At 69.9% G+C, this 24,336-nt stretch carries 25 protein-coding genes; 7 read left to right on the forward strand and 18 right to left on the reverse strand.

What is annotated here, in order from left to right:
* Positions 1–58 precede the first annotated feature (58 nt).
* Positions 59–733 (forward strand): GAP family protein, encoded by a 675-nt coding sequence (locus tag ACFJGU_RS16325; protein ID WP_382304732.1) that lies wholly within the window; start codon positions 59–61, stop codon positions 731–733.
* A 78-nt stretch (positions 734–811) separates the two neighbouring features.
* Positions 812–1,204 carry an SHOCT domain-containing protein gene (locus ACFJGU_RS16330; RefSeq protein ID WP_382304734.1) on the forward strand — a complete coding sequence of 131 codons (393 nt, stop codon included), beginning with the start codon at positions 812–814 and terminating at the stop codon, positions 1,202–1,204.
* 9 nt (positions 1,205–1,213) lie between these two features.
* Here ACFJGU_RS16330 and ACFJGU_RS16335 read toward each other — a convergent pair whose 3' ends face one another.
* The 9 genes from ACFJGU_RS16335 to ACFJGU_RS16375 form a co-directional block, all read right to left on the reverse strand.
* Positions 1,214–1,822 (reverse strand): pentapeptide repeat-containing protein, encoded by a 609-nt coding sequence (locus ACFJGU_RS16335; protein WP_382304736.1) that lies wholly within the window; start codon positions 1,820–1,822, stop codon positions 1,214–1,216.
* A 24-nt stretch (positions 1,823–1,846) separates the two neighbouring features.
* Positions 1,847–2,437 (reverse strand): pyridoxal 5'-phosphate synthase, encoded by a 591-nt coding sequence (locus tag ACFJGU_RS16340; protein WP_382304737.1) that lies wholly within the window; start codon positions 2,435–2,437, stop codon positions 1,847–1,849.
* Complete coding sequence (locus tag ACFJGU_RS16345) at positions 2,434–3,228, reverse strand: creatininase family protein (protein WP_382310405.1); 795 nt, start codon at positions 3,226–3,228, stop codon at positions 2,434–2,436. Before ACFJGU_RS16345 ends, ACFJGU_RS16340 begins: the two co-directional genes overlap by 4 nt.
* 5 nt (positions 3,229–3,233) lie before the next feature.
* Positions 3,234–4,565, reverse strand: a complete 1,332-nt coding sequence (locus ACFJGU_RS16350; protein ID WP_382304739.1) for an FAD-binding oxidoreductase — start codon at positions 4,563–4,565, stop codon at positions 3,234–3,236.
* Positions 4,566–4,637: 72 nt separating this feature from the next.
* Positions 4,638–5,378: an SDR family NAD(P)-dependent oxidoreductase gene (locus tag ACFJGU_RS16355; protein ID WP_382304741.1), complete on the reverse strand. Its 741-nt coding sequence runs from the start codon at positions 5,376–5,378 to the stop codon at positions 4,638–4,640.
* Between the two features lie 81 nt (positions 5,379–5,459).
* Entirely contained in the window at positions 5,460–6,641 is a 1,182-nt protein-coding gene (locus ACFJGU_RS16360; RefSeq protein WP_382304743.1) for an ABC transporter substrate-binding protein, read from the reverse strand.
* 83 nt (positions 6,642–6,724) lie between these two features.
* The gene (locus ACFJGU_RS16365) at positions 6,725–7,573 is read right to left on the reverse strand and encodes an ABC transporter permease (protein ID WP_382304744.1); all 849 of its coding nucleotides are present in this window, start codon (positions 7,571–7,573) and stop codon (positions 6,725–6,727) included.
* A complete protein-coding gene (locus ACFJGU_RS16370; RefSeq protein WP_382304746.1) occupies positions 7,570–8,343 on the reverse strand; it encodes an ABC transporter ATP-binding protein in 774 nt (257 codons plus the stop codon). Before ACFJGU_RS16370 ends, ACFJGU_RS16365 begins: the two co-directional genes overlap by 4 nt.
* 8 nt (positions 8,344–8,351) lie before the next feature.
* Entirely contained in the window at positions 8,352–9,776 is a 1,425-nt protein-coding gene (locus ACFJGU_RS16375) for an amidohydrolase family protein (protein WP_382304748.1), read from the reverse strand.
* Between the two features lie 130 nt (positions 9,777–9,906).
* Here ACFJGU_RS16375 and ACFJGU_RS16380 point away from each other — a divergent pair, with 130 nt between their 5' ends.
* Positions 9,907–10,497 (forward strand): helix-turn-helix domain-containing protein, encoded by a 591-nt coding sequence (locus ACFJGU_RS16380; protein ID WP_382304750.1) that lies wholly within the window; start codon positions 9,907–9,909, stop codon positions 10,495–10,497.
* On the forward strand, positions 10,494–11,480 hold the full coding sequence (locus ACFJGU_RS16385) for a PDR/VanB family oxidoreductase (RefSeq protein ID WP_382304752.1): 987 nt from the start codon (positions 10,494–10,496) through the stop codon (positions 11,478–11,480). The genes ACFJGU_RS16380 and ACFJGU_RS16385 overlap by 4 nt, the downstream gene beginning before the upstream one ends.
* Before the next feature lie 150 nt (positions 11,481–11,630).
* Here ACFJGU_RS16385 and ACFJGU_RS16390 read toward each other — a convergent pair whose 3' ends face one another.
* Positions 11,631–12,923: an amidohydrolase family protein gene (locus tag ACFJGU_RS16390; protein ID WP_382304754.1), complete on the reverse strand. Its 1,293-nt coding sequence runs from the start codon at positions 12,921–12,923 to the stop codon at positions 11,631–11,633.
* A 55-nt stretch (positions 12,924–12,978) separates the two neighbouring features.
* Here ACFJGU_RS16390 and ACFJGU_RS16395 point away from each other — a divergent pair, with 55 nt between their 5' ends.
* Entirely contained in the window at positions 12,979–14,112 is a 1,134-nt protein-coding gene (locus tag ACFJGU_RS16395) for an XdhC family protein (protein ID WP_382304756.1), read from the forward strand.
* Complete coding sequence (locus ACFJGU_RS16400) at positions 14,102–15,520, forward strand: 8-oxoguanine deaminase (RefSeq protein WP_382304758.1); 1,419 nt, start codon at positions 14,102–14,104, stop codon at positions 15,518–15,520. Before ACFJGU_RS16395 ends, ACFJGU_RS16400 begins: the two co-directional genes overlap by 11 nt.
* 33 nt (positions 15,521–15,553) lie before the next feature.
* Here ACFJGU_RS16400 and ACFJGU_RS16405 read toward each other — a convergent pair whose 3' ends face one another.
* On the reverse strand, positions 15,554–15,901 hold the full coding sequence (locus tag ACFJGU_RS16405) for a hypothetical protein (RefSeq protein ID WP_382304760.1): 348 nt from the start codon (positions 15,899–15,901) through the stop codon (positions 15,554–15,556).
* Positions 15,902–16,004: 103 nt separating this feature from the next.
* The gene (locus ACFJGU_RS16410; protein WP_382304762.1) at positions 16,005–16,625 is read right to left on the reverse strand and encodes a LysE/ArgO family amino acid transporter; all 621 of its coding nucleotides are present in this window, start codon (positions 16,623–16,625) and stop codon (positions 16,005–16,007) included.
* A 71-nt stretch (positions 16,626–16,696) separates the two neighbouring features.
* Between ACFJGU_RS16410 and ACFJGU_RS16415 the strand changes: the two genes are divergently transcribed.
* On the forward strand, positions 16,697–17,647 hold the full coding sequence (locus ACFJGU_RS16415; protein WP_382304764.1) for a LysR family transcriptional regulator ArgP: 951 nt from the start codon (positions 16,697–16,699) through the stop codon (positions 17,645–17,647).
* A gap of 66 nt (positions 17,648–17,713) precedes the next feature.
* Here the strand turns inward: ACFJGU_RS16415 and ACFJGU_RS16420 are convergent, their stop codons facing one another.
* The 6 genes from ACFJGU_RS16420 to glp all read right to left on the reverse strand — a co-directional run bounded on the left by ACFJGU_RS16420 (position 17,714) and on the right by glp (position 24,317).
* Positions 17,714–20,557, reverse strand: a complete 2,844-nt coding sequence (locus ACFJGU_RS16420) for a molybdopterin-dependent oxidoreductase (RefSeq protein WP_382304766.1) — start codon at positions 20,555–20,557, stop codon at positions 17,714–17,716.
* The gene (locus tag ACFJGU_RS16425) at positions 20,554–21,399 is read right to left on the reverse strand and encodes an FAD binding domain-containing protein (protein WP_382304768.1); all 846 of its coding nucleotides are present in this window, start codon (positions 21,397–21,399) and stop codon (positions 20,554–20,556) included. Before ACFJGU_RS16425 ends, ACFJGU_RS16420 begins: the two co-directional genes overlap by 4 nt.
* Before the next feature lie 160 nt (positions 21,400–21,559).
* Complete coding sequence (locus ACFJGU_RS16430) at positions 21,560–22,063, reverse strand: molybdenum cofactor biosynthesis protein MoaE (protein WP_382304770.1); 504 nt, start codon at positions 22,061–22,063, stop codon at positions 21,560–21,562.
* Positions 22,047–22,586: a molybdenum cofactor biosynthesis protein B gene (locus ACFJGU_RS16435; RefSeq protein WP_382304772.1), complete on the reverse strand. Its 540-nt coding sequence runs from the start codon at positions 22,584–22,586 to the stop codon at positions 22,047–22,049. The genes ACFJGU_RS16430 and ACFJGU_RS16435 overlap by 17 nt, the downstream gene beginning before the upstream one ends.
* Positions 22,583–23,062: a cyclic pyranopterin monophosphate synthase MoaC gene (moaC, locus tag ACFJGU_RS16440; protein WP_382304774.1), complete on the reverse strand. Its 480-nt coding sequence runs from the start codon at positions 23,060–23,062 to the stop codon at positions 22,583–22,585. The genes ACFJGU_RS16435 and moaC overlap by 4 nt, the downstream gene beginning before the upstream one ends.
* Entirely contained in the window at positions 23,055–24,317 is a 1,263-nt protein-coding gene (gene glp / locus ACFJGU_RS16445) for a gephyrin-like molybdotransferase Glp (RefSeq protein ID WP_382304776.1), read from the reverse strand. Before glp ends, moaC begins: the two co-directional genes overlap by 8 nt.
* Between the last annotated feature and the right edge of the window lie 19 nt (positions 24,318–24,336).

Below are 24,336 nucleotides of genomic sequence, written 5' to 3' on the forward strand. Positions count from 1 at the left end.
CTGGTTTCCGCTCCCGCTCCGGCTCTAGGGTGTGATCAGATCGAGAGAGGGGGACGAGATGGGTCAGGTCATCGGCGAGGTCCTGCCACTCGCGCTCGGGGTCGCGATCAGCCCCATCCCGATCATCGCGGCCATCCTGATGCTGCTCTCACCGAAGGCGCGCGGCACGAGCCTCGGCTTCCTGTTCGGATGGCTCCTCGGCATCGTGGTGGCCGTGGTGGTGTTCACCCTGCTCTCCTCGATCCTGCCGGAGTCGGGCTCGGATTCGCCGAAGCCGATCGCCGGGGTCGTCAAGATCGCGCTGGGCCTCCTGCTCGTCGGCCTGGCCGTGCGTCAATGGCGCGCGCGGCCGAGGGACGGGGCGGCGCCGGTGCTCCCCACGTGGATGTCGGCCATCGACTCCCTGACGGCGGGGCGGGGTTTCGCGCTCGGATTCGCGCTCGCCGCGGTGAATCCGAAGAACCTGCTGATGGGCGTGGCGGCCGGACTTGCGGTGGGCTCTGATTCGCCGAACATCGGTGCGACCGTGGTCGCCATCGTGGTCTACACCGTCATCGCGGCATCCACCGTGGCCGTTCCGGTGGTCGCCTACCTGCTCGCCGCGCAGCGTCTGGCGACGCCGCTGGAAGCCCTTCGAGGGTGGCTGACACGCAACAATGCAACGGTGATGGCCGTTCTGCTGCTGATCATCGGCGTCGTCGTGATCGGAAAGGGTCTCGCCGACTTCTCCTGACCGCTACTCTGAGGGTTGGTAAGCCCTACGCGCGCCGGGGGAGCCTCGCCCTCCTCGAGGCAGAGTGGGAGGTTCATCATGAGCTTCTGGGCAAATTTCTGGGACGTCATCGGCTGGTTCCTCTGGGCGTTCGTGTTCATCGCCTACCTGATGGCGTTGTTCGCGATCATCGGCGACCTCTTCCGTGACCGTGAGCTGAGCGGCTGGTGGAAAGCGGTGTGGATCATCTTCCTGATCTTCGTGCCGTTCCTCACCGCGCTGGTCTACCTCATCGCGCGCGGGCGCGGCATGGCCGAGCGTCAGAACAAAGAGGTCAAGCAGGCGCAGACCGCGGCCGACGACTACATCCGCAACGTCGCCGGATCGAGCGCCTCCGACGAGATCGCGAAGGCCAAGGCCCTGCTGGATGCCGGCACCATCACCCAGGACGAGTACAACCTGCTGAAGGCCAAGGCCCTCCAGCACAGCTGACCGGCGGCCCTATTCGGCTCGCACGTCGAGCCGGAGCGCCTGGGCGATCGTCACCGCCTGATCGACGGTGACGATCGCCTTCGCCAGCTCCACGGTGAGCGGATCGAGCGACGAGAGGTCGCTGCCGCGCAGGTCGCAGCCCTGCAACTCGGCGCGGTGCCAGAGCGCGCCGCTCAGATCGAGGTCGCGTAGCACGGCTCCGCCACAGCGGGCTCCGCTCAGGTCGGCCTCGCGCATCCGCACGCCGGTGAAGGATGCGCCACTCAGGTCATTGCGCGCCAGCGAGACGAATCCCCAGTTGCCGCCGTCGACCTTCGTGAGATCCCACTCGCACGACACGAAGACGCTGCCCACCAGCTTGCAACGGGTGAAGGACGCGTCGAAGAACGAACAGCGCTCGAACGTGCAATTGGTGAACGCCGCCTCGACATGGTCGGAGACATTGAAGCGCACACCCCGGAACACGCAGTCGACGAAGCTCGCGCCTCGATCGACCAGCTCGGTGAAATCGCAGTCCTGGAAGAGCACGCCCTCGAACACGTCGTCGGGGCCGAGCTCACGACCGTACCAATCCTCTCCGGAGACGCGGCTGGTCGTCTCGGGTCGGCGGTCGGTCACGTCTGAAGTGTAGAGGTGAGGGGGTCAGCCTGGGAGGAGGGCGCGCGTCCAGCCCTCGGCGGTGCGGCGGAACTCGGTGCGGCGGCTCGCCGTGTCCGGACTGCCCTCCCAGAAGGTGAGCCTCACCGGGCGCACCACGAAGCCGGCCCACGTGGGCGGCGGGTCGAGCGTGCCCTCGGGATGCGCGGCGTCGAACTCGGCCCAGCGGGCGAGGCGTTCTTCCTGGGGCAGTGCCGCGAACTCGGGGGTATTGAGCCAGGCGAGCAGCTGCAGATAGCGCGAGCGGTGTCGGTAGGCCCACAGCTCTTCGGCGTCGTCGGCCCGCGCGACATCGCCCTGCACCACGAGCTGGCGGCCGGGCCACACCAGGGTCAGTGCCGCGCGCGGATCGCCCGTGACATCGGCGACCTTCCGCGAGCGGGAGTCGGTGTGGAAGAAGAAGCCCCGCTCGTCGTACTCGCTGAGCAGCACGGTGCGCGCATCCGGATAGCCGCTCGACGTTCCGGTGCTGAGGGTCATGAGCGGGCGGGCGGGGTCGTCGTTCTCGGGGAGCCACTCGGAGAGCAGTCCGGCGAGCTCGATCGAGTTCTCGTCGTCGGAAACGGATGCCGTCATGCGGCCCCCGTGGCCCCCGCCGGGCCGGCCGCGTCGAACCGGGCCACCTCGGCGAGGGCCGCGACCGCGTCGGCGACCGAGGCCTCGAAGAGCTCGGCGCCATAGGCCGCGGTGGCGCCGGTCGGATCTCCGAGCGTGCCGTTGGTGGCGAAGTCGTTCGAGAGCCACCCGAAAGTCACGCGCTTCTTGAAGCCGATGTGCTCGTAACCTGCCAGGTGCTCGGGAACGCTGCGTTCGGCGAGCGAGAGGTCGACCAGGTCGGGGCGCAGGTGCAGCACCAGCGAGGTCTCGGCGTGGCCGGCGTGGATACCGAGACCGAACTCCTCGGGGCCGTCGTGCGCGCCGGAGGGGACGGTGGCGCCCATGAGGAAGGTCTGCAGGCCGAAGCGGCGCCGCAACTCTCGGCAGGCGACCTGCAACAGGGCGAGATTGCCGCCGTGCCCGTTGAAGAACACGAGCTTCCGGGCCGGGGTGGCGGCGATCGAGTTGCCGAGCTCGACGACGGTCTGCATCAGGCTGTCCCAGCTGATCCACATCGTGCCGGGCGCCCAGTGGTGCTCGTCGGACTTCGTGTAGGCGATGGTGGGGAGGATCCAGACATCCTGACCCTCGGATGCCGCGCGCTCGACGGAGGCGTTGGCGACGCTGTCCGCGATGAGGTAGTCGGTCATCAGCGGCAGGTGCGGACCGTGGTGCTCGATCGCGCCGGTGGGCAGAACGATCACGGAGTCGGCGGACAGCGCGGCCGTAGCAGCGGTGCCGGAGAGTTCGACGAGGCGGCGCGTGCTCATGTCGGTCACGCCCACTTCACACCGGTCGGAACGGTCTCGGCCAGCGGGATCTTGCCCGGGTTGAGCAGCCCGTCGGGGTCGGTCTCGGCCGCCAGCGCCTTCGTGCGCTCCACCTCGTGGTCCACGAACCACTGGTGCGGGCTGTGGAAGCGCACCCCGATGGCGGTGAGCCGGTCGTAGCCGGCGTAGACCTCGTCGGCGCTCACATAGGGCGCGGCGAGCATGCCGATCGGGTGATCGCGCTGGGCCTCGATGTGCAGCATCGCCCCGGGGTACACCTGGTGCACCTCGTCGAGCCGTTCGACCAGGGCTGCTCCGGAGACCTCCACGTGGAAGTAGGTCTCGTCGGTGGACTTCTGCAGCCACTCGATCGGGTGGTTGTAGGAGAGCATCGAGATCTTCACCGTGGCCTGGGGCCCCTCGCGCACCTCCTCGACGCGCCCACCGGCGCTCTCCACGAGCGCCGTCGCGGCGGCGACGGTGGAGGCGTCGAGGATGGCGCGGAGCGACGCACGCCCCTTCGGGATCGCGGGGTCGTCGGGCAGCGCGTCGGCGATGCGCGGCAGGTCGGCCGAGACCAGGCGGGGCGTCGGCTCGAGCCAGCCGACCTGGCGGATGACGGATGTCGCGTCGGCGAACGACGGGAAGCTGGCGTAGAGGCCGACCCACTCCTGCATCGGTTCGAGTGCGATCGTGGCGCGGGCGATGATGCCGGCCGTGCCGTACGTGTGCACATAGGGCTGGGCCTCCTCGCCCTCGACGTGCACGAGTTCGGCGGTGGGACTCGCGTAGACGACGTCGAGAGCCAGCACGTAGCTGCCGCTCATGTTCGACCCGTGCTTGATCGACCCCGTGCCGCCCGAGCCGCCCGACAGGAAGCCGCCGATCGACGACTGCGCCGTGGAGGGGTACATCAGGATCTGCTGGCCGGATTCGCGTGCGGCCTGCTCGATGGCGACCATCGTCGCGCCTGCCTCGGCGACGAGGTAGCCCTCGCCGACCTCGACCACCGCCCGGGCCTTGGACATGTCGAGCACGAGCCCGCCCTCGAGCGGGATGGCCTGGCCGTAGTTGCCCGTGCCCTTGCCCCGGGGGGTCACGCTCACGCCGTGCCGCACGGCGGCCGCGACCGTCTGAGCGATCTGCTCGGCGTTCGCCGGGAAGGCGACGATGTCGGCGAGACCCAGCGGGAGCTGCTCGGCCAGGATCGGCGACATCTTCGCGCCGTCGAGCGAAGCTTTCTCGCGACCTCGGAGCTCGGTGGTGACGCCGCGTTCGCCGAGCAGGGCGGTGAGCTCCGTGGCGAGGGCGGCGATCTGGTCGGGGGAGGCGGTCATGGTGGAGTCCTCTGGTGCGTGGATGGTGGTTCGGATGAAGCGGGGCGAGCGACCGGAACGGTGCGGACCGGGTCAGTGCATGACCATGCCGCCCGTGACGTTGACGGCCTGGCCGGTCATGTAGTCGGCGTCGGCGGACGCGAGGAAGGCGGCGACTCCGGCGACGTCGGACGGATCGGCGAGCCGGCCGAGCGGGGAGTAGCTCGACCACTCGGCGACATCCGCCTCGGTGCGGGTGGCGGCGCCCATGTCGGTGAGCACGTAGCCCGGGCAGATGCAGTTCGCAGTGATGCCGGAGGCGCCGAGCTCGAGCGCGGTGACCCGGGTGAGAGCGATGACGGCGGCCTTGGAGGCGGCGTAGTGCGCTTGCCCGGCGCCCCCGGTCTTGCCGGCCATGCTGGCGAGGTTCACGATCTTGCCGCCGGTGCCGGCCGCGATCATGGAACGGGCGGCGACCTGGGTGGTGACGAGCATCGCGGTGGTGTTGATGGCGAAGACGGTGTCCCACTCCTCGACGGTGATGTCCAGGAGCGACCCGAAGCGCAGGATGCCGGCGTTGTTGACGAGCACGTCGATGCCGTCGAGTGCGTCGATGGCCCGGCCGAGGGCATCCGTGGTGCTCGTCGGATCGCTGAGGTCGGCGGGGACGAAGTGGCAGCCGAGTTCTCCGGCGAGGGCGGAGCCCTGCTCGGCGAGCCGGTCGAGGACGCTGATCTCAGCGCCCTCGGCCGCGCAGCGCCGGGCGATGGAGGCGCCGATGCCACGCGCCCCGCCCGTGATCACGACGCGCGTTCCGGCGAGCCGGGAGCTCACGGTACGACGATCGGTCACGGGGCGGAGCGACATGGGATCGGGCCTTTCAGTGGTGGTTTCGAACGGTCGGGATGCTGCCGGTCAGCTGGCCGGGAGACCGATCGAGGTGTCGATGTACTCGTTGGTGTAGATGTCGTCCACGGTCAGACCGTCGGCCGGGGTGGCGCCGATCTTCTCGAGGATCGGCACGGCCTTGTCGAAGAACGACGACATGCGGGCGTCATCCAGGTCGCCGATGGTGTCGTTGGCGCCGTTGGAGACCAATCCGAGGTCGATCATCTGCTTCACCGAGAAGTCGGCGACGCCCTGCGAGTAGACCCAGCCGGTGTCGAACTGGTCGACCAGGTCGAGGATCAGCGAGTTCACCGGCGCGGGGTCGGCGAAGTAGTCGACCTCGGCCTGCTGCAGCACGGGCACCAGGGCCTTCAGGCAGTCGGCGTTCGCCTCGAGGTCGCCGGTGCGGGTGGCCATGACGGACTGGTAGTAGTCCCATCCGGTGTCGTTGATGAGCTGGAAGTCGACCGGCTTCATCCAGTCGGAGACCTCGTTCTCGTAGATGTACGGCTCGGCCGAGGCGAAGCCCTGCTGGGCCGCCTTGCCCGCGTCGGCCACGAAGTTCGCGGGGGTGCCGTCGTAGCTGCCGTCGGCCTGGGCCTCGGGAACGATGCCCTGCTCCTTCAGGTACTCCATGTAGGTGGAGTCGGCGAAGTAGCGCACGATGGCGCCCTTCGACGTGACGTCCTTGATGTCCTTGGCGTCAGGGTAGGTGGCCGGGTCCCACATGATCATGAGCGGGCTCTTCTCGAGCGGCGCGAACACGCCGGTGGTCGGGAAGTCGGCCGAGTTCTGGATCTGCTCGTCGGTCGAGACGTAGCCGAGCATGATGTCGGGGTCCTGGTACATGATCGAGGTCACGCTCTGGAATCCGATCGCCGGGCCGCCGGAACGGATCTCCACGTTCACACCGGTGTACTCACCGCCGCTGTAGAGCGGGCCGCTGACCTTCTTGTTGGCCGCGTCGATCTTCGGGTCGGGGCCGAGCAGCTCGTAGAGGTGGCCGTGCTCGGCCTCCGGGTTCCAGTCGGTCTGCAGCACGATGTTCGACGGGCAGACGCCCGAGAGATCGGTCGAGCCGATGGTGAGGTCGGCCGAGGCGGTCGAGTCGTCGGTGGCCGACGAACTGCTGCTACAGGCTGAGAGTGCGATCGCGGTGGTCGCGACGAGTCCGGCGGCCAGGACGAGCCGGGTTCGGGTGCTGCGCATGTCATCTCCTTCTAGGTGCTGCGGGGTGGTGCTGGACGGGATGGTGCGGGTGGTGCGGGGTGGGACGGATGAGTCGAGGGGGGTCAGCTGGCCGAGAAGTCGTACCACTTGCCGACGACGCGCTTGCCGATCCAGCCGAAGAGCGCGAAGATCGCGACGCCGAGCAGAGCGGCGACGAAGATCGTGGCGAACAGTTCGGCTGAGCGCAGTCGCGCGGTATAGGTGCTGAGGAGCGAACCGAGTCCCGGTTCGCCGCGACGGAAGAAGAAGTCGCCCACGATCGCACCGACCACGGCGAGACCGGCGGAGATCCGCATCCCCGCGAAGATGGCGGGGAGGGCGGCGGGGAACTCGAGCTTCGAGAGGATCGTCCAGCGTCCGGCACGCTGCAGCTGGAACAGTTCGCGCTGGCCGGGGTCGACCGATTGCAGGCCGAAGAGGGTGTTCGACACCATCGGGAACAGCGCGATCATGATGCAGACGATCACGCGGGCCGGGTACTCGAAGCCGAACCAGAAGCCGATCAGCGGCACGAGCGCGAGGATCGGGATGCACTGCAGCACCACCGCGTAGGGATAGAGGGAGCGCTCCACCCATTTCGCCTGGCTCATCGCCACGGCCCAGAGCACGCCGATCACGATGGCGAAGGCGAGTCCCACCAGCGCGACGAGCGTGGTGCGGCCGAGGGCCTGCATGATCTCCAGGAAGGTGGCGGGGTCGAAGAACGCGATCACCACTTCGTGCGGCGGAGGCATGAGGAAGCGGCGCTTCTCGTCGAGCACTACGTAGGTGACGGCGTACCAGATGCCGATGAGGCCGAGGAAGACCAGCAGCGGCGGCAGCCAGGTGGAGGTGCGGCTCTTCGACTTGCGCACGGTCGCCGGGCGGGCGAGGGTGCGCACCTTCGGCGGGGCGGGGGGAGTGGTGGTCATGAGTGTCCCTCTCGGAGAGCGTGCGAGACCTTGCCGCAGAGCTCGGCGTACTCGGCGGTGAAGCGGATGTCGGGATCGCGGGGGAACGGGAACTCCACCGGGAACTCGTCGACGATGTGTCCCGGTCGGCCCGACATCACGATGACGCGGGTGGAGAGGTAGACCGCCTCGGAGACCGAATGCGTGATGAAGAGCCCCGCGAACTGCTGCTCGGTGAAGAGCCGGATCAACTCGTCGTTGAGGCGTTCGCGGGTGATCTCGTCGAGTGCGCCGAACGGCTCGTCGAAGAGAAAGAGCTCGGGGTTGAGGGTGAGTGAGCGGGCGAGGCTCGTGCGCATCTTCATGCCGCCGGAGAGCGTCTTGGGCAGATGCTTCTCGAAGCCGGAGAGCCCCACCAGGTCGATCGCCTCCTTCGCGGTGGCACTGCGCTGCTTCTTCGGGATGCCGTTGAGCTCTGCGAGGAGTTCGACGTTCGCCTGTACGTCGCGCCAGGGCAGCAGCGTCGCGTCCTGGAACACGTAGCCGATGCGGCTCGTGTCGACCTGCGTCACGCCCTCGGTGGCCGGGGTCAGGCCGGACGCGATGCGCAGCAGGGTCGACTTGCCGCATCCGGATGGCCCGACGACGGTCACGAACTCACCGCGGTTGACGGTCAGGGAGACACCGGAGAGCGCGGTGGTGCCGTTCGGGAACGTCATGGCGACGTTCTCGAAGCGCAGCAGCTGATCGGTGGTGGTCGCCGGGGCGACGGGGGGAGGGGCGATGGTCATGGAGCTTCTCACCTCGTTTCGAGAATGGGTTCGGCTGGTGCGGGGATGGGTGTGGGTGCGGGTGCGGGAGCTGGTGCCGCCTCGGCGGCGTTCAGCTCGGGGAGCGCGATCGTGTGGGTGACCTGGCTGTGGGCGACCAGGCGGCCCGCGTGCACCACGAAACGATCGGCGGACGCGTTCGCGATCACCTCCGAGAGGCCGCGACCGCGCACGGCGAGAAGCTCGGCTCGCGCGCCGACCTCGACGCCGGCGACCGGGAGGCTCATCACGTCGCGCGCCCCGGAACTGACGGCGCCGTAGGCCTCGTCGAGGGTGAGGTGCCCGGCCGTGACGAGCAGGGAGGCGGTCTCCAGGGCGTCGCTCCGACCCACGGGGTTGAAGGGATCGCGCACGTTGTCCGCTCCCGCGCCGAGGCGGGCTCCCGCGTCGAGCAGGCTCCGCACCGCCGTGAGGCCGCGCGGAGTGGAGACCGGATGCTCCCAGCCCTGCAGGTACAGGTTGGTGATCGGGAGGGTGACGATACCGATGTCGCTCCGCACGATCTCGGCGATCAGCTCGTCGAGCTCGGCAGCGGGCAGCGTGCCGAGACGGACGCAGTGTCCGGCGGTCACGGGCCGGCTCGCATCCCAGTCGCGGACGACCTCGGCCAGCGTGCGCATGGTGATCGCACCGTCGAGGCTCTCGTCGGTGTGCATGTCGACCCCCACGCCGCGGAGTTCGGCCAGGGCGAGCAGACGGCGGAGGTCGGCCTCGGGGTCGTCGGCCAGGTGCGGCGCGCCGCCCACCAGGTCGACGCCGAGGTCGAGGGCTTCGAGCACGTCGTCGGAAGGGGCGGTCGGACCGGCGAGGGCGACGAGTTCGAGGTCGAGCAGGCCGCGCAGCTCCTCGCGCACCTGCACCAGGGCGCGCACCCCGCGCATCGGGTCGGGCCCGCTGAGGATGTCGACGTGGCAGCGGATGGCCGTGGTGCCGTTCGCGAGCATCCGGAGCGCCTGCTCGCGGGCCCGGTCGGCGATGCTCTCGCTCGACATCGTCGCGGCATAGCGCTTCCACGACTCGATGGCGAGACCGAGGTCGCCCATCGGCGGCTCGATCAGGTCCCAGGAGAGCGCCTTGTCGAGGTGGGCGTGCGGCTCGGCGGGGGCGGTGAGCAGGAGAAAGCCGTCGAGCGCGAGGGTCGTGTCGTCAGCGAGGTCGCTCGGGTGCGGTCGGTTCGAGCCGGCCGGCGTCACCGCGGTGACGGTGTCGCCGGTGATCTCGACGTCGACGACGCGTCCGTCGTGGAGCGTCGCATCCGTCAGCCGGGTGAGTCGCTGGGGGAGTGCGTTCATCGGATCGATCTCCCCGCTGTGAATGGGCGCGCCGGCCCGGGTGATGATCATCGCGACGTCGGGGTGACCGTGGTGGATGTTGATGGGTTCAACAGGGCTCACGCTACGGACGGCTCGTTTCGGGCACGTAACGCAAACATTTCCGATTGTTAATTGCCGCTGACGCCGATTTCGCGCGCGGGCGGGTTGGTGGTTACTGTCTGAGGTGTTCCGACCGAAAGGGGCGCGAATCGTGTCCGGAAGCGTCGCCCTCGACGAGCAGACCGAGCGCCTCGGCGCGCGCATCCGTTCGGTGCGCCAGGCGCGGGGGCTCACGCTGGTGGAACTGGCGCGCCTTGCCGAGCTGTCGCATCCGTTCCTCAGCCAGCTCGAACGCGGGCAGGCGCGGCCCAGCATGCTGTCGCTGGAGCGCATCGCCCGCGCGCTCGGATCGAGTCAGATCGAGTTGATCGCCGCCGCGACCGACGACCTGCTCCCCGGAGACGGCGCCTCCCGGGTGGCGCTCGTCCGCAAGGCGGAGGGGCCTCAGGGGCCGTTCGGCGGCGGCTCGGCGCGCATCCTCGTGCACGGGGAAGGGTCGTTCATCCCGATGGAGTTCCGGGGGTCGAACCACGAGCTGGGCGAGTTCTACCGCCACGCCGAGGCCGAGTTCCTGCACGTCGTGAGCGGAACAGTGCTCGTCGACCTCGGTGACGACGGCGAGTTCGAGCTCGCGCCGGGCGACTCGATCCACTATGCCGGCGGAACCCTGCACCGGTGGTGCTCGCTGGGCCAGGACGAATACCGGTTGTTCATCGTGAAGGAGCGGAGGGCCTCATCGTGACGACAGTGCTCCGCGAGATCGACGCCGTGGTGACCGCGGCGACGCAGGTGGCCGAGGATGTCGTGCTGCTCGAACTGCGGGCGGCCGACGGTTCCCCGCTGCCCGCGTGGGAGCCCGGCGCGCATCTCGACATCGTGGTGCAGCCCGGTGTGGAGCGGCAGTATTCGCTGTGCGGCGATCCCGGCGACCTCTCTCGATACCACGTCGCGGTGCTCCGCGAACCCGACGGCCGGGGCGGATCGGAGCACGTGCACGCGCATGTCTCCAAGGGATCGTCTTTGCGCATCCGGGGTCCGCTCAACCACTTCGCGCTGGTGCCCCCGACCGGGGGGGCGCGCTATGCCTTCGTGGCCGGGGGGATCGGCATCACGCCGCTCGTGCCGATGATCCGCGCCGCGGAGGCCGCCGGCGCGTCCTGGACTCTCGACTACGCCGGGCGTTCGCTCGAACGGATGCCGTTCGTCGACGAGCTGGTGCGGGACTTCGGGGAGCGCGTGCGGGTGCACGTGCCGGGGGCGCCCGGCTCTTCCGGTTCTCGCTTCGACGTCACGTCTCTCTCGTCGCGGATCGCCGACGCGCCCGTGTCGGTGTACTGCTGCGGGCCGGCACGGATGCTCACCGCCCTCGAGCAGGAAGCCGCGGCATCCGCATGGCCCGCAGGCACACTCCACCTGGAGCGCTTCGAGGCGCGCGAGGTGACCGAGCCGGTGCGGCACGAGGCCTTCGAGGTGGAGCTGGAGCTCTCGGGCATGACCCTGTCGGTGCCGCCGGATCGCACGATCCTCGAGGTGGTGGAGGAGGCCGGCGTGCTGGTGCTCTCCTCGTGCCGCGAGGGCACCTGCGGCACCTGCGAGACACCGGTCATCTCGGGCGAGGTCGACCACCGCGACTCGGTGCTCACCCCCGACGAGCAGGCTTCGAACGAGGTCATGATGATCTGCGTCTCGCGGGCGGCCTGTCCCAGGCTGGTGCTGGAGCTGTGATTCCCGCTATGGGCGCCGTGCTTTGCGCGGCGCTCATGGGCGTCGCCGGTCCCTGCCCGGCGCCGCGCGACATGTTCGCGTGAGGTCGCTTCGCGGCCTCGCGCTCACCCAGGGTCGTCGAGTAGGGCCCGTCGCGGGCGGTCTCGTGGGTCAGTTTCGACGGGTGGCGAGCAGAGCGTTCAGGGCCGACGCCAGGGCGCGTTGGTCGTGGGCGACGAGTTCGTAGTCGCGCACCACGACTCGGCCACCGACCACGACGTGGCGGGGGCGACGGCCGGGGGAGGCCCACAGGAGGCCGGCCACGGGGTCGGCGACGCCGGCATCCGCGACGCCGGAGACGTCCCAGACGCAGAGGTCGGCGGCCGCCTCGGGGCGGAGGTGGCCGAGCTCGGGGCGGCCCAGACCGATCGCCGAGCCCTCCGACGCCATCGACAGGATGCTCCGCGCGTCGATCGGCGGGCCGGCGAGCGGCGCCACCTGCATGGCGAGCCGGGCGTCGGCGAGGAGGTGTCCGGCGTCGTTGCTGCCGCCGCCGCTGGTGCCGAGACCCACCGCGATGCCCGCCTCGCGCAGAGCCGCGACGGGTGCGATGCCCCAGCCCATCGGCAGGTCGCAGCCCGGCGCGTGGGTCGCGGTGACGCCGCGGGACGCGAGCAGCGCGATCTCGTCGTCCGTCACCGCGCAGAGGTGGGCAAGCGTCACGTCGGGCGCCAGCCAGCCCCACTCCTCGAGCAGGGCGACCGGCCGCTTGCCGTACTTCTCGAGGGCGATCGCCACGTCGACCTGTTCGTTCGCCTGCGTGCGGCGTCGCAGCCCGCGACGGGCGGCCACCTCGCCGAGCAGCCGGAACGTCGCCTCGCTGTCGCTGTGCACGCCGGCGGGGCCGACCGCGAACTGCAGCATCCCGTCGTCGGAGATTCCGCCGGGCGCATCCGGAACCAGCGCGTCGGCGATCGCGTCGGCCGAGGCCGCGGCCTCTTCGGGATCGTCACGCGCCGAGCCGCGCACGAAGACCAGACGGCCGCCGAGCTCGCGGGCCGCCGCCGCGGTCGCTCGCGCGATGCCGACCGTGTCGCTTCCGGATGGCCAGGTGAGGTGATGGTCGGCGACGGTCGTCACGCCGTCGAGCAGCCCTTCGGCCACCCCGACGAGCGCTGACGCGTGGGCCAGCTCGGGATCGATGCCGATCTCGGCATACGCCGCCGCCATCGTCGGCAGCCAGACGTGCATGGGTACCCCTCGGGTTCCCGGAAGGGTGCGGAAGGCGCTCTGCAGCAGGTGATGGTGGGCGTTGACGAGTCCGGGCGTCACCACGCATCCGCTCGCGTCGAGGTGCTCGACGGCGTCGTTCTCCGGGTCGACCACGAAGCGGTTCGCGTCATCCGCGCTCCGTTCGGTCCTGGCGTCGATGACGATGTGGGCGGCGTCGTGGATGATGAGCATGGTGATTTTGTAACACTTTCATGTGTCAGGCTGATGACGCCGAAGCCGTAGGCTCGTGCTCTCAGACCGTGGATCGGAGGGACGGATGCTCGAACTCGCCTCTGCGCTGCTCGCTTCGCTGGCAGCGGGGCACCGGATCGCGGTCGCCACCGTGATCGGTGTCGACGGCAGTGCGCCGCGAGCGCTGGGCACCTCGATGGCGGTCGACGACGAGGGCCGGGTCATCGGCAGCATCTCCGGCGGCTGCGTCGAGGGCGCGGTGTACGAAGCCTGCGAGCGGGTGCTGGCGTCGGGTGAGGCCGAGGTCTGCGAGTTCGGCTTCAGTGACGCCGACGCGTTCGCAGTGGGTCTGGCGTGCGGGGGCCGGTTGCGCGTGTTCGTGCAGGAGCTCGGGCTCCCGGGCGCGCGGAACGCCCTCTCCGGGCCTGTTCTCGACGAGCTCGAGCGGGCCGCGGCGGGGCGCGCGGCCGGGCTCGCACTCGTCACGGCGGGCGAGCTGGTGGACGTTCTGGCGGCGCACGAGGACGCGGACGGGACCGTCGTCCGCGCCCGGGTGCTCGCGGCGCTGGACGCCGCGGTCCACGCCGGTCGCTCGGTGCGACGGAGCGTGGACTGCGACGGTGAGGCGGTCGACGCCGTCTTCCTGGTGAGCGCCCCTCCGCCGCGGATGATCATCTTCGGCGCGGTCGACTTCTCCGTCGCGCTCTCGAACGCCGCCGCCCTGCTGGGCTATCGGGTCACGGTCTGCGACGCCCGGCCGGTGTTCGCGACGCCCGAACGATTCCCGTCGGCCGAGGTGGTCAATCAGTGGCCGTCCGACTACCTGGCACAGACCGCCGTCGACGAGCGCACGGCCCTGTGCATCTTGACGCACGACGACAAGTTCGACATACCGCTGCTCGAGGTCGCCCTCGCGCTCCCCGTCGCCTACGTGGGTGCCATGGGCTCCCGCACGACGCACGAGCGGCGCGTCCGGGCGCTGCTCGAGCGCGGTCTCGACCCTGCGGCGCTCGACTCGTTGCACTCGCCGATCGGGCTCGACATCGGCGCATCGACGCCCGAGGAGACCGCGGTGTCGATCCTCTCCGAGATCCTCGCCGTGCGAACTCGGCGCTCGGGTGCTTCGCTCCGCACGACCGACGGGCCCATCCACCGATCGAGCGCCATGGAGGCCGCGAATGAGCTCTGAACAGCGGATCGTCATCGAGAACGCCTACGTCGCGACCGTGGACATAGCCGGAACGGAATACGACTCCGGGCACGTGGTGGTCGACGGGCGGGAGATCGTCGCAGTGGGTGCCGGACCGGCCCCGGCCTGGGCGCTGGCGGGGTCGTCGAACCCGGCTTCGGGGGTCAATGCGCCGGCATCCGCTTCCCTTCGCACCGTCACGCGGGTGGACGGCACGGGGCACCTCCTCACCCCGGGACTCATCAACACACATCACCACCTCTACCAGTGGCTGACGCGCGGCATCGCGCAGGACTCGATCCTGTTCGACTGGCTCACCACGCTCTACCCCACCTGGTCGAAGATCACGGCCGACACGGTGGGCGCCGGCGCTCTCGGCGGCATGGCCGTCGGTGCGCTGTCGGGATGCTCGACGATGGGCGATCATCACTACGTCTTCCCGCGCGGGGCGGGAGACATCCTCGGCGGCATCGTCGACGCGGCAGGATCGCTCGGTGTCCGGCTGCACGGCACCCGCGGCTCGATGGATCTCGGTGCGTCGCAGGGCGGGCTGCCGCCCGACTTCGCCGTCGAGACCACCGCCGACGCACTGCAGGCGAGTGCGGATGCGGTGGCCCGGTTCCACGACCCGTCGCGCGAGTCGATGGTCAAGATCGCCATCGCGCCCTGCTCGCCGTTCTCGGTCACGTCGGACCTGCTGCGGGAGGCCGCCGTGCTCGCCCGCTCGCTCGACGTGCGCCTGCACACGCACGGCTCCGAGACGGTGGAGGAAGACGCGTACTGCCTCGAGCGCTTCGGTCGCACCCCCACCGAGTACCTCGACGATCTCGGCTGGCTCGGCGACGACGTCTGGATGGCCCATTGCGTGCACCTCGACGAGCACGCGATCGCCCGCTTCGCCGCCACGGGCACGGGGGTCGCGCACTGCCCGTCGTCGAATGCGCGGCTCGCGGCGGGGATCGCGCCCATCCCGCAGTTGCTCGCCGCCGGTGTGCCGGTCGGGCTCGGCGTCGACGGATCGGCCTCGAACGAATCCGGGCAACTGGGCACGGAGATCCGGATGTCGGTGCTCGTCAACCGGCTGCGCGCGGGCGCTGACGGGATGAGCGGCCGGTCCGGGCTCTACCTCGCCACCATGGGTGGTGCCCGGGTACTCGGCCGCGATCGCGAGCTCGGGTCGATCGAGGTCGGGAAGCTCGCCGATCTGGCCCTCTGGAAGATCGACGGTGTGGAGCACGCGGGGATCGTCGATCCCGTCGCCGCGCTCACCCTCGGCGCGCAGCCGCCCCTTTCCCTCCTGCTCGTCGACGGCCGTGAGGTCGTGCGCGAAGGCAGACTGGTGCGGGTCGACGAGCGCGACGTCGCGCGGCAGGTGACGGCGGCGGTGGGGGAGCTGCTCGCGCTCTGAGACACTCGGTCGAGTCGTTCGCTCGGCTTCGCGTCACATCCGCGCGCGGCGGCCGCGCTCGATGAACGACTTGGGCTGCCGGTCGAGCTCGTTGTAGAGGCGGCGTTCCACGGTGTCGTGCGGGCTGCTGTTGGCGTCGATGCCGACCAGCCAGACCAGGCCCTTCGCGCCGTAGGGATCGTCGGCGAGCAGGGCGATCGAGAAGAGCCGGTCCTTACCGGCCGATTGCTCGGCCCAGGCGAGTGCTTCCATGAACGTGGTGTCGGTCAGGTCGTGCGCCTGCGTGGTGAAGGGTCCGTCGCCCGAGTAGAAGAACACGCGGAAGACGGATTCGACACGCTCCCAGACGGTGTCGCGTTCGTCCCCCGGCTGCACCTTCACGCCACCAGCGTAGGGGCGGGAGCCCGCGACCGTCGACAACGAAATGCCGGTTGGACCGACAATTGCGGTGTTTTTCGTGGGTGCCGGACGGCTTTCGGGGGTGTCAGATGCCGAGGATCAACGACAGCGCGATGGCGAACATCACGAGCGCGATGACGCCGTCGAGGATGCGCCAGGCGAGCGGTCGTGCGAAGACTGGTCGGAGCAGTCGCGCACCATAACCCAGCGCGGTGAACCACACGACGCTCGCGATGGCCGCGCCGATGCCGAAGAGCCAGCGTGAATCGCCGTGGGAGTTCGCCACCGACCCGAGCAGCACGATCGTGTCGAGGTAGACGTGCGGGTTGAGCCAGGTGAGTGCGAGGCAGGTCGCGACGGTGGCGGCGAGCCCGGCGGTCAGGCGCGTGGTGTCGGGAGCCAGTGCCGAGGGTCGCAGCGCTCGTCGGGCGGCGAGCACGCCGTACACGACCAGGAAGGCGGCGCCGCCGATCCGCACGATCGTCATGAGCACCGGCAGGCGGTCGATCGCCAGGCCGACCCCGCTGATTCCGACGCCGATGAGCACCGCATCCGAGAGGGCGCAGACGGCGACGACCGCGAACACATGCCGGCGGAGGAGTCCCTGGCGCAGCACGAAAGCGTTCTGGGCCCCGATCGCGACGATGAGCGAGAGGCCGAAGCCGAAGCCGGCGAGGGCTGAGAGGGGGTCGATCGATGCGGGCACCTCTCGACAGTAGGCGGGGACTGGTCCGCAATCCAGCTAATCATTCTGATGCTGCATTAGAGTCGCTAATCATGCAATGGGATCTCGCTCAATTGGCCGCCCTCAGTGCCGCCGTCACCGAAGGCAGCTTCGAGGCCGCGGCTCGTGCGTTGAACGTCACGCCGTCCGCCGTCAGTCAGCGGATCAAGGCGCTGGAGAGCGCCGTCGGCCGCGTGCTGCTGCAGCGGAGCAAACCCGTGCGCGCGACCGAGTCCGGGGAGGCGATCCTGCTCCTGGCCCGCCAGATCGAGATGTTGGCCGGTGACGCGCTGCGCGGACTCGGTGACCCCGACGACCGGCCGGGTGACGGCGCTGCGGGTGGGCATCCCGGTTCTCTCGGTGATGCCCGTGCCCGTCCGGCACCGGTGCGGATGCCCATTGCCGTCAACGCCGACTCGCTCGCCACCTGGATTCTGCCGGCGCTTTCCGAACTCGCGTCGACCATGGCGTTCGACCTCTATCGGGAAGACCAGGCGCACACCACGACGCTGCTCCGCGAAGGGACGGTGATGGCGGCGATCACGGCGGTGGCCGAGCCTGTACAGGGGTGCTCGTCGACGCTGCTCGGCGCGATGCGCTATCGGCCGATGGCCAGTCCCGCGTTCGCGGCGGCGTGGTTCCCGGACGGCGTCACTCCCGAATCGCTGGCCGTCGCGCCCGTCGTGGTCTTCGACCGACGCGACGACCTGCAGGATGCCTACCTCCGAGCGCGCACGACGGCACCGGTCGATCCTCCGCGCCATTTCGTGCCCGCCTCGGGTGACTTCGTCGCGGCCGTGCGGCTCGGCTTCGGCTGGGGGATGGTCCCCGATCTGCAGAGCGACCCCTCGAGGGATCCTTCCGCCGCCACGACGCTCGTCGACCTCGATCCTCAGGGCGCCATCGACGTGCCGCTCTACTGGCAGCAGTGGCAACTGCACACGCGCTCGCTCGAACGGCTCTCCGGTGTGATCGCCGCAGCCGCACACCGCACCCTGCGCTGAGGCGACGTGGCTCGGATCCTCGTCCGACGAGCCCTCACCACAGCCCAAGTCGTGGCCCCAGCCCGCTCAGGTGTTGAGCATCCTCCAGACCCGGTCGCGCGAGATCGGAAGTTCATGCGGCCGCACACCGGTCGCGCGCCGGACGGCGTTCGCCAGTGCCGCCGCCACGGGATTGTACGGAGCCTCGCTCATCGATTTGGCACCGAACGGCCCGACCTCGTCGTCCGTCTCGGCGAAGTACACCTCGGTCTCCGGCACGTCGACCATCTGGGGCAGGTGGTAGCTCCGGAAGACCTGTGTCGTCACCCGCCCTTCGTCGAGGATCATCTCCTCGTAGAGCGCCGACCCGATCGCCTGGGCGACCCCACCTTCCACCTGTCCACGCAGCTGCGCCGGGTTCATGACGAAACCCGGATCCGCGGTCTGGACCGACTGCAGGATCCGCACCTCGCCGGTCGCCGAGTTCACCGCGACCCGGACTCCGTGCACATTGAAGGCGAGCGAGCGCTTCGATCCGTCTTCTGAACCTTCGGCAGTGAGGAACCCGCCGGAGGCGGCGGCGATCTCGGCGAGGGTCACGAGGCGATCTCCGATCCGCACCCCGTCCGGACCCAGGTCCCCCGAATCCAGGGCGGAAGCTCCAGCGGGTTCCGACCCGGTCCCTGTGCCCACGATCTCCGCGGCGACCCGCAGCACATCGGCCTTCAGGGCGAGCGCCGCGGCATGCAGGGCCTTGCCGGCGACCACGATGCCCGCCGACCCGAACGCGCCGGTGTCGTACTTCGCGGCATCCGTGTCGGATTGCTGGATGCGGACACGGTCGACCGTGGTGCCGAGCACGCTCGAGGCGATCTGCGTGTGCACCGTCGTGGTGCCGTTGCCGAACTCCGAGGTGCCGACACCGATGAGGTAGCGGCCGTCGGCCTCCAGGGTGATGCTCGCCTGCGAGAAGTGGCCGCGCGGCGGCAGCGTGGCGATCATGGTCGCCGCCATCCCCTCGCCCACCGACCACTCCGGCCCCCCAGGCGCTGCCACACCGTTGCCGCGTGCCAGCGCACTCTGCGTGAGGTCGAGGCACTGATCGAGACCGTAGCTGCCGAAGGTCAGGTCGTCGCCCTCCACGTGGGCCGCGACGAGCGGTTCCCCGGGTCGCACGGCGTTGCGGCGACGCAGCTCGAAGGGGTCGATCCCGAGCTTCACGGCCAGCTCGTCCATCGCCGACTCGATGCCGAACACGACCTGCCCGAGCCCGTAGCCCCGGAACGCCCCGGAGGGGATGTTGTTCGTGTACACCACCTCCGCGTCGATCTTCTTGTGCGGAGCCGTATAGAGGCTCACGGTCTCGCCGACGCTGTGGAACATCACGCCAGGACCGTGGTTCCCGTACGCTCCGGTGTCGCTCAGCACGTCGATGGCGATGGCGGTGAGCTTGCCGTCGTTCGTGGCTCCGAGCTCGACCGACACCCGCATGGGGTGGCGGCACGGCGCCAGGGTGAACTCGTCGCTGCGGGTGAACTCGAACTGCACCGGCCGTCCGGTCTTCAGCACGGCCAGGGTCACCACGTCTTCGGTGAGGATCTCCTGCTTGCCGCCGAAGCCGCCACCGACCCGCGCGGTGAACACCCGCACCCGGTCGGGCTCGAGCCCGAAGATGTGGCTGATCTCGTCGCGCACGAGGAACGGAACCTGCGAACTGGTGCGCAGCACCAGGCGACCGTCGTCGTCGATCCAACCGATCGTGCCGTGGGTCTCGAGGGCCGCGTGCGAGACCCGGTGTGTCTGCCACGTGCCGGACACGCGCACGTCGGCGGCGCCGAGTCCTTCGGCGACCGACCCGACTTCGGAGTGGACGGACGCGATGACATTGCGCTCCGGCTCGGCCACGCGCGACTCCGACGACGGCTTGTCGGCGTGCAGCAGAGGCGCGCCGGGCTGACGGGCCTCTTCGGGGTCGAAGACGGCGGGCAGCACGTCGTATTCGACGTGGATGAGACGGCAGGCGGCTTCGGCGATGGCGACGGAATCGGCCACGACGGCGGCGATCCGTTGACCGCGGAAACGCACCACGGTGTCGAACACCTTCGTGTCATCGGGGTCGTCGGTGCGGAACTCGTGCCGGGCGGTGGAGTACAGCGTGTCGGGGGAGTCCGCGGCCGTGAGAACCGCGTGCACCCCGGGCAGCGCTTCGGCAGCGCTCGTGTCGAGCGACAGCACACGTGCGTGCGCGTGAGGGCTCTGCAGCAGCTTGAGATGAGTGAGCCCTGGAACGGCGACGTCGAGCGTGTAAGGCTCCCGACCGGTGACGACGCGTTTACCGGCGGGTGCTCCCACCGAGGTGCCGACCGTCAGCGGGGCAGGGCTTCCTGGGGTGGGCGCGGACGCAGCATCCGGCCGACCCGTCTTCCGCACCTCGCCGCTCACTCCGCCGCAGCCCGCGCCGTCAGCACGGCCGTGGTCGTCGCCGCGGAGGGACGCCGCCTCGCAGACACCCTGCCGGATGGACGCCTCGATCGCCCGGTAGCCCGTGCAGCGGCACAGATTGCCCTTCATCAAGCGCGGCAGATCGTCGAGCTGCTCCGGCTTCAGTGTGGTGGCCGTGACCACCATGCCGGCCGTGCAGAAACCGCACTGGAAGCCCGCGTTCTCCACGAAGCTCTCCTGCACGGCGCTCAGATCGGACGGGTCGCCGAGTCCGGCGACGGTGGTGACGATCGTGTTCTCCGCGCGATAGGCCGGGAAGACACAGGAGTGCACCGGGGTGCCGTCGACGATCACCGAGCAGGCCCCGCAGTCGCCCGAGTCGCAGCCCTTCTTCACCTCGAAGTGACCCTGATCGCGGATGAAGGTGCGCAGGCACTGCCCGGGCGCCGGATCGGCCTCGAGCTGTTCGCCGTTCATGATGAACTTCATCGGGCGACCTCCGAACCCGCGGTGACGGCCGTGTCGGGCTCCGAGAGCTCGGCCAGGATCTCCCGGCCGAGAACGGCCGACACCGCCCTCCGCCAGTCGGCAGCCCCATGCGGATCGGTGAACCAGGTCTCGATGCTCTCCACATCGGTCGTGAGCCGGGCAGCATCCGGGAGCGACGCGTAGCGGAGTTGCTCGGGATGCAACGTCGCCCCCGACACCGTGAGCGTGAAGGCGCCGTCGCGGTCGAGTCGCCCGATGATGACCGCGCCCGACCTCCCGAGGGGCGAGAGCGCGATCTTGCGATAGGCCGTGCGCGCCTGCAGCGCGGCGAGGGGAACCTCGACCGCCCGCAGGACGTCACCCTGTCGTAGGGCGTTGGTGCCGTTGCCGGTGACGAACGAGGCCACCGGCATCCGCTCGTCGCTCCCGTCGGCACGCCAGATCAGCGCCTCGGCGTCGAGCGACGAGAACAACGACGTCATCGGCCCGGCCGGTAGCGAGGCGCAGATGTTGCCCCCGACGGTCGCCACGTTCCACACCTTGAACGAACCGAGCAGAGCGGTGCAGCACTGGAAGAAGAGCGGATGCGCCGGCCACCCGTGGTCGTCGGGCAGGGCCGCCAGCTCCGCGAGCGTGCAGGTGGAGGCCACTTCCAGCCCCGTCTTGGTGACGGTGAGCGACGGCCAGCTGAAGGTCATCAGGTCGACGAGCGAGGCGAGGTGGTCCTGCCGCTCGGAGAAGAGCCACGACCCACCGGCGAGGGGAGCGGCGGTGGCGCCGAGCGCGGTGAGATCGTCGCGACGACGGGCGGGGACGATGGCCGCGATGGTGTTCAGGTCCACTGGTGCTCCGTTCGAATCTGCTGTTGCACCATTAGTAGACCTCAGCGATGTGTCGGCGGTGTAACGTCGGCCGTTCTGGGGGTAATTCCTCTCGTCGACCTGACTGTGCAGAACTGGACGACGGACGTCCATTCGGCCTGATCAGAACGGCCTTCCGAGCTCAGCCGATGGAAGCGACCCATTCTGAGGTGCCGTCGTCGAAGGACTGCTCCTTCCAGATCGGCACCTTCGCCTTGACCTCGTCGACGAGTGCGGCGCACGCCGCGAACGCCTCGGCGCGGTGGGCGGAGGCGACCGCGCAGGCGAGAGCCACGTCGCCGATGCCCAGGTCGCCCACACGGTGGGCCACCGCGACGGTGACGGCCGGATGCGCGCGGGCGACGTCGAGCGCGACCTCCTGGATGACCGCCGAGGCGCTCGGGTGCGCGCTGTAGCTCAAGGCGATCACGCCGCGTCCCTCGTCGTGGTCGCGCACGACTCCGGCGAATGTGACGACCGCTCCCGAGGCGGCCCCCTCGACGGCGGCGGCGCACTCCTCGACCGAGATGGCCGACTCGGCGACCCGGGCGAAGACGACCCGATCCGACTCCGCGGCGGGAGCTTCTTGGGCGTCGACATCCCTCGTCTTCCCCGGATCTCCGCCGATGTCAGTCGTGTCTGGCATGGTCACCCCCATGAATCTGATCCACCAGATGATCGAGCACCCCGTCGAGCACCGAGAGGCCGTCGCGCACCCCACCCGACGAACCCGGGACATTGACGATCAGCGTGCGTCCGGCCACACCGGCCAGGCCACGCGAGAGGATGGCGAGCGGTGTCTTCGTGGCGCCGACCCGCCGGATCTCTTCGGCGAGACCGGGCACCTCGAAATCGAGCAGTGCGCGGGTCTCTTCGGGCGTGCGATCCGTGGGCGAGACGCCGGTCCCGCCGGTCGTGACGACGAGGGGCAGGGCCTCGTCGATGGCCTCGCGGAGGGCTGCACCGACGGGCTCGCCGTCGGGCACCACGAGAACGGTCGCGTCCCAGCCGCGCGCGGCGAGCCAGTCGCGGATGACGGGACCGGTCGTGTCGGCGTAGACGCCCGCCGCGGCGCGGTTCGAGGCGACGACCACCCGCGCCCTGCGAGGAAGGCCCGCGCCGGATCCCGAAGGATCGCGGTGATCGGGGTGCTCGTCGTGGGGGGTCATGCCCGAACCCATTCGCCGCTGGCGCCGCCCGACTTCGAGAGCACCTCGATGTCGGTGATCGTCGCTCCGCGATCCACGGCCTTGATCATGTCGTACACCGTCAGGGCGGCGACGGATGCGGCGGTCAGCGCCTCCATCTCGACCCCGGTGACTCCGGTGGTGGTGACCGAGGTCTCGATCCGGATGCTCGACTCGTCAGTGCTGAACTCCACGGTCACTCCGGAGAGGGGCAACGGATGGCAGAGCGGGATGAGGTTCGGGGTCTGCTTCGCCGCCAGGATCCCGGCCACCCGGGCGACCGCGAGGGGCTCGCCCTTCGGGAGGTCGCCCGCGATGAGCATCGCGATGACCTCGGGCCGGGTGTGCACCACAGCCTGGGCCGTGGCGACACGCTTGGTCACCGCTTTGCCGGACACGTCGACCATGTGCGCCGATCCGTCGGCGGTGATGTGCGTCAGTTCGGTGCCGTCAGCCATCGATCCTCCAGTAGTCGAGTTCGTCGCCGGCCGCGACGGCCGAGACGCCCACGGGAACGTGGACCAGGACCGTGGACTCGGCGTAGGAATGCAGGAGATGACTCGATGGTCCGCCCACCAGCTCGAGGGTGCCGTCTTCGCGCACGATCCCGCGGCGCAGCTGGTGGGAGCCGGCCGGGGAGTCGAACGCGTGCGATGCGCGCCCGCGGCGCAGTTCGCGCAGCGGGGAGGAGACGCCGAGCGCCGAGAGGATGGCGGGTCGCAGGAACGCCTCGAACGACACGAGGGCGCTCACCGGGTTACCGGGCAGGCAGACGACCGGGATGGCCTCCGGCAGGGTCGCGAGGCCGAATCCCTGCGGTCCGCCCGGCTGCATCGCCACCTTCTCGAAGCGCACTCCGCGCGACTCGAAGGCGTCGCGCACGACCTCGCGCGCGCCCGCGCTGACCCCGCCGACCGTGACGACCAGATCGACCCCGGGCGCTGCGCGGGTGACGATGTCGAGAAGGTCGGCCGCGTCGTCGGACCGGCACGGAATCGCCGTCACCGCGCATCCGATGCTCTGAAGGGAGGCGGTGAGCGCGACGGTGTTCGCGTCGTAGATCTGCCCGGGTCGCAGCTGCGACCCCGGATCGCGGATCTCGTGACCCGTGGAGACGAGCAGCACCCGCGGCCGGCGCCGCACGGGCACCGTCGTCGCGCCGGTGCCCGCGACGACGCCCAGCTGCGCCGCGCTCAGCCGGCTTCCGGCGCGCAGGAGAGTTTGTCCGCTCGCGATGTCGGAGCCGGCCTCCCGCACGAACGTGCCCGGCAGGACGGGCTCGGTGAACCGCACGGTGGCGTCGCTCGAAGGGGCCGGGAAGACGGAGGGATCGGCGCGCTCGATCGGGATGACGGCGTCCGCGCCCTCCGGCACGGCTGCGCCGGTCATGATCGGCGTGGCGGTGCCGGAGGCATGGCGGCCGAAGGTGTCGCCCGCGGCGATCCGGGCCGACACGGGGAGGCTGACCGGCGAGCCAGGGGAGGCGGTCTCGAGATCCGCGGATCGCACCGCGAACCCGTCCATCTGCGAGTTGTCGAACGCCGGAAGGCTCGACGGAGCGACCAGATCGGACGCCAGTACCCGGTGGGCGTAACGCTGCGGGTGCGCCGTAAACTCGTCGCCCGAGACGGTCAGGATCTCGGTGTCGAGGGCGCTCGAGATGCCGGCCACGAGCGCCGTCACGTCACGGCGATGGTCCTCGATCGTGCGCATCGCTCCAGTCTGCACCATC

Origin of the sequence: Herbiconiux sp. UC225_62, assembly GCF_042694625.1 — a bacterium.
GTDB lineage: Bacteria > Actinomycetota > Actinomycetes > Actinomycetales > Microbacteriaceae > Herbiconiux.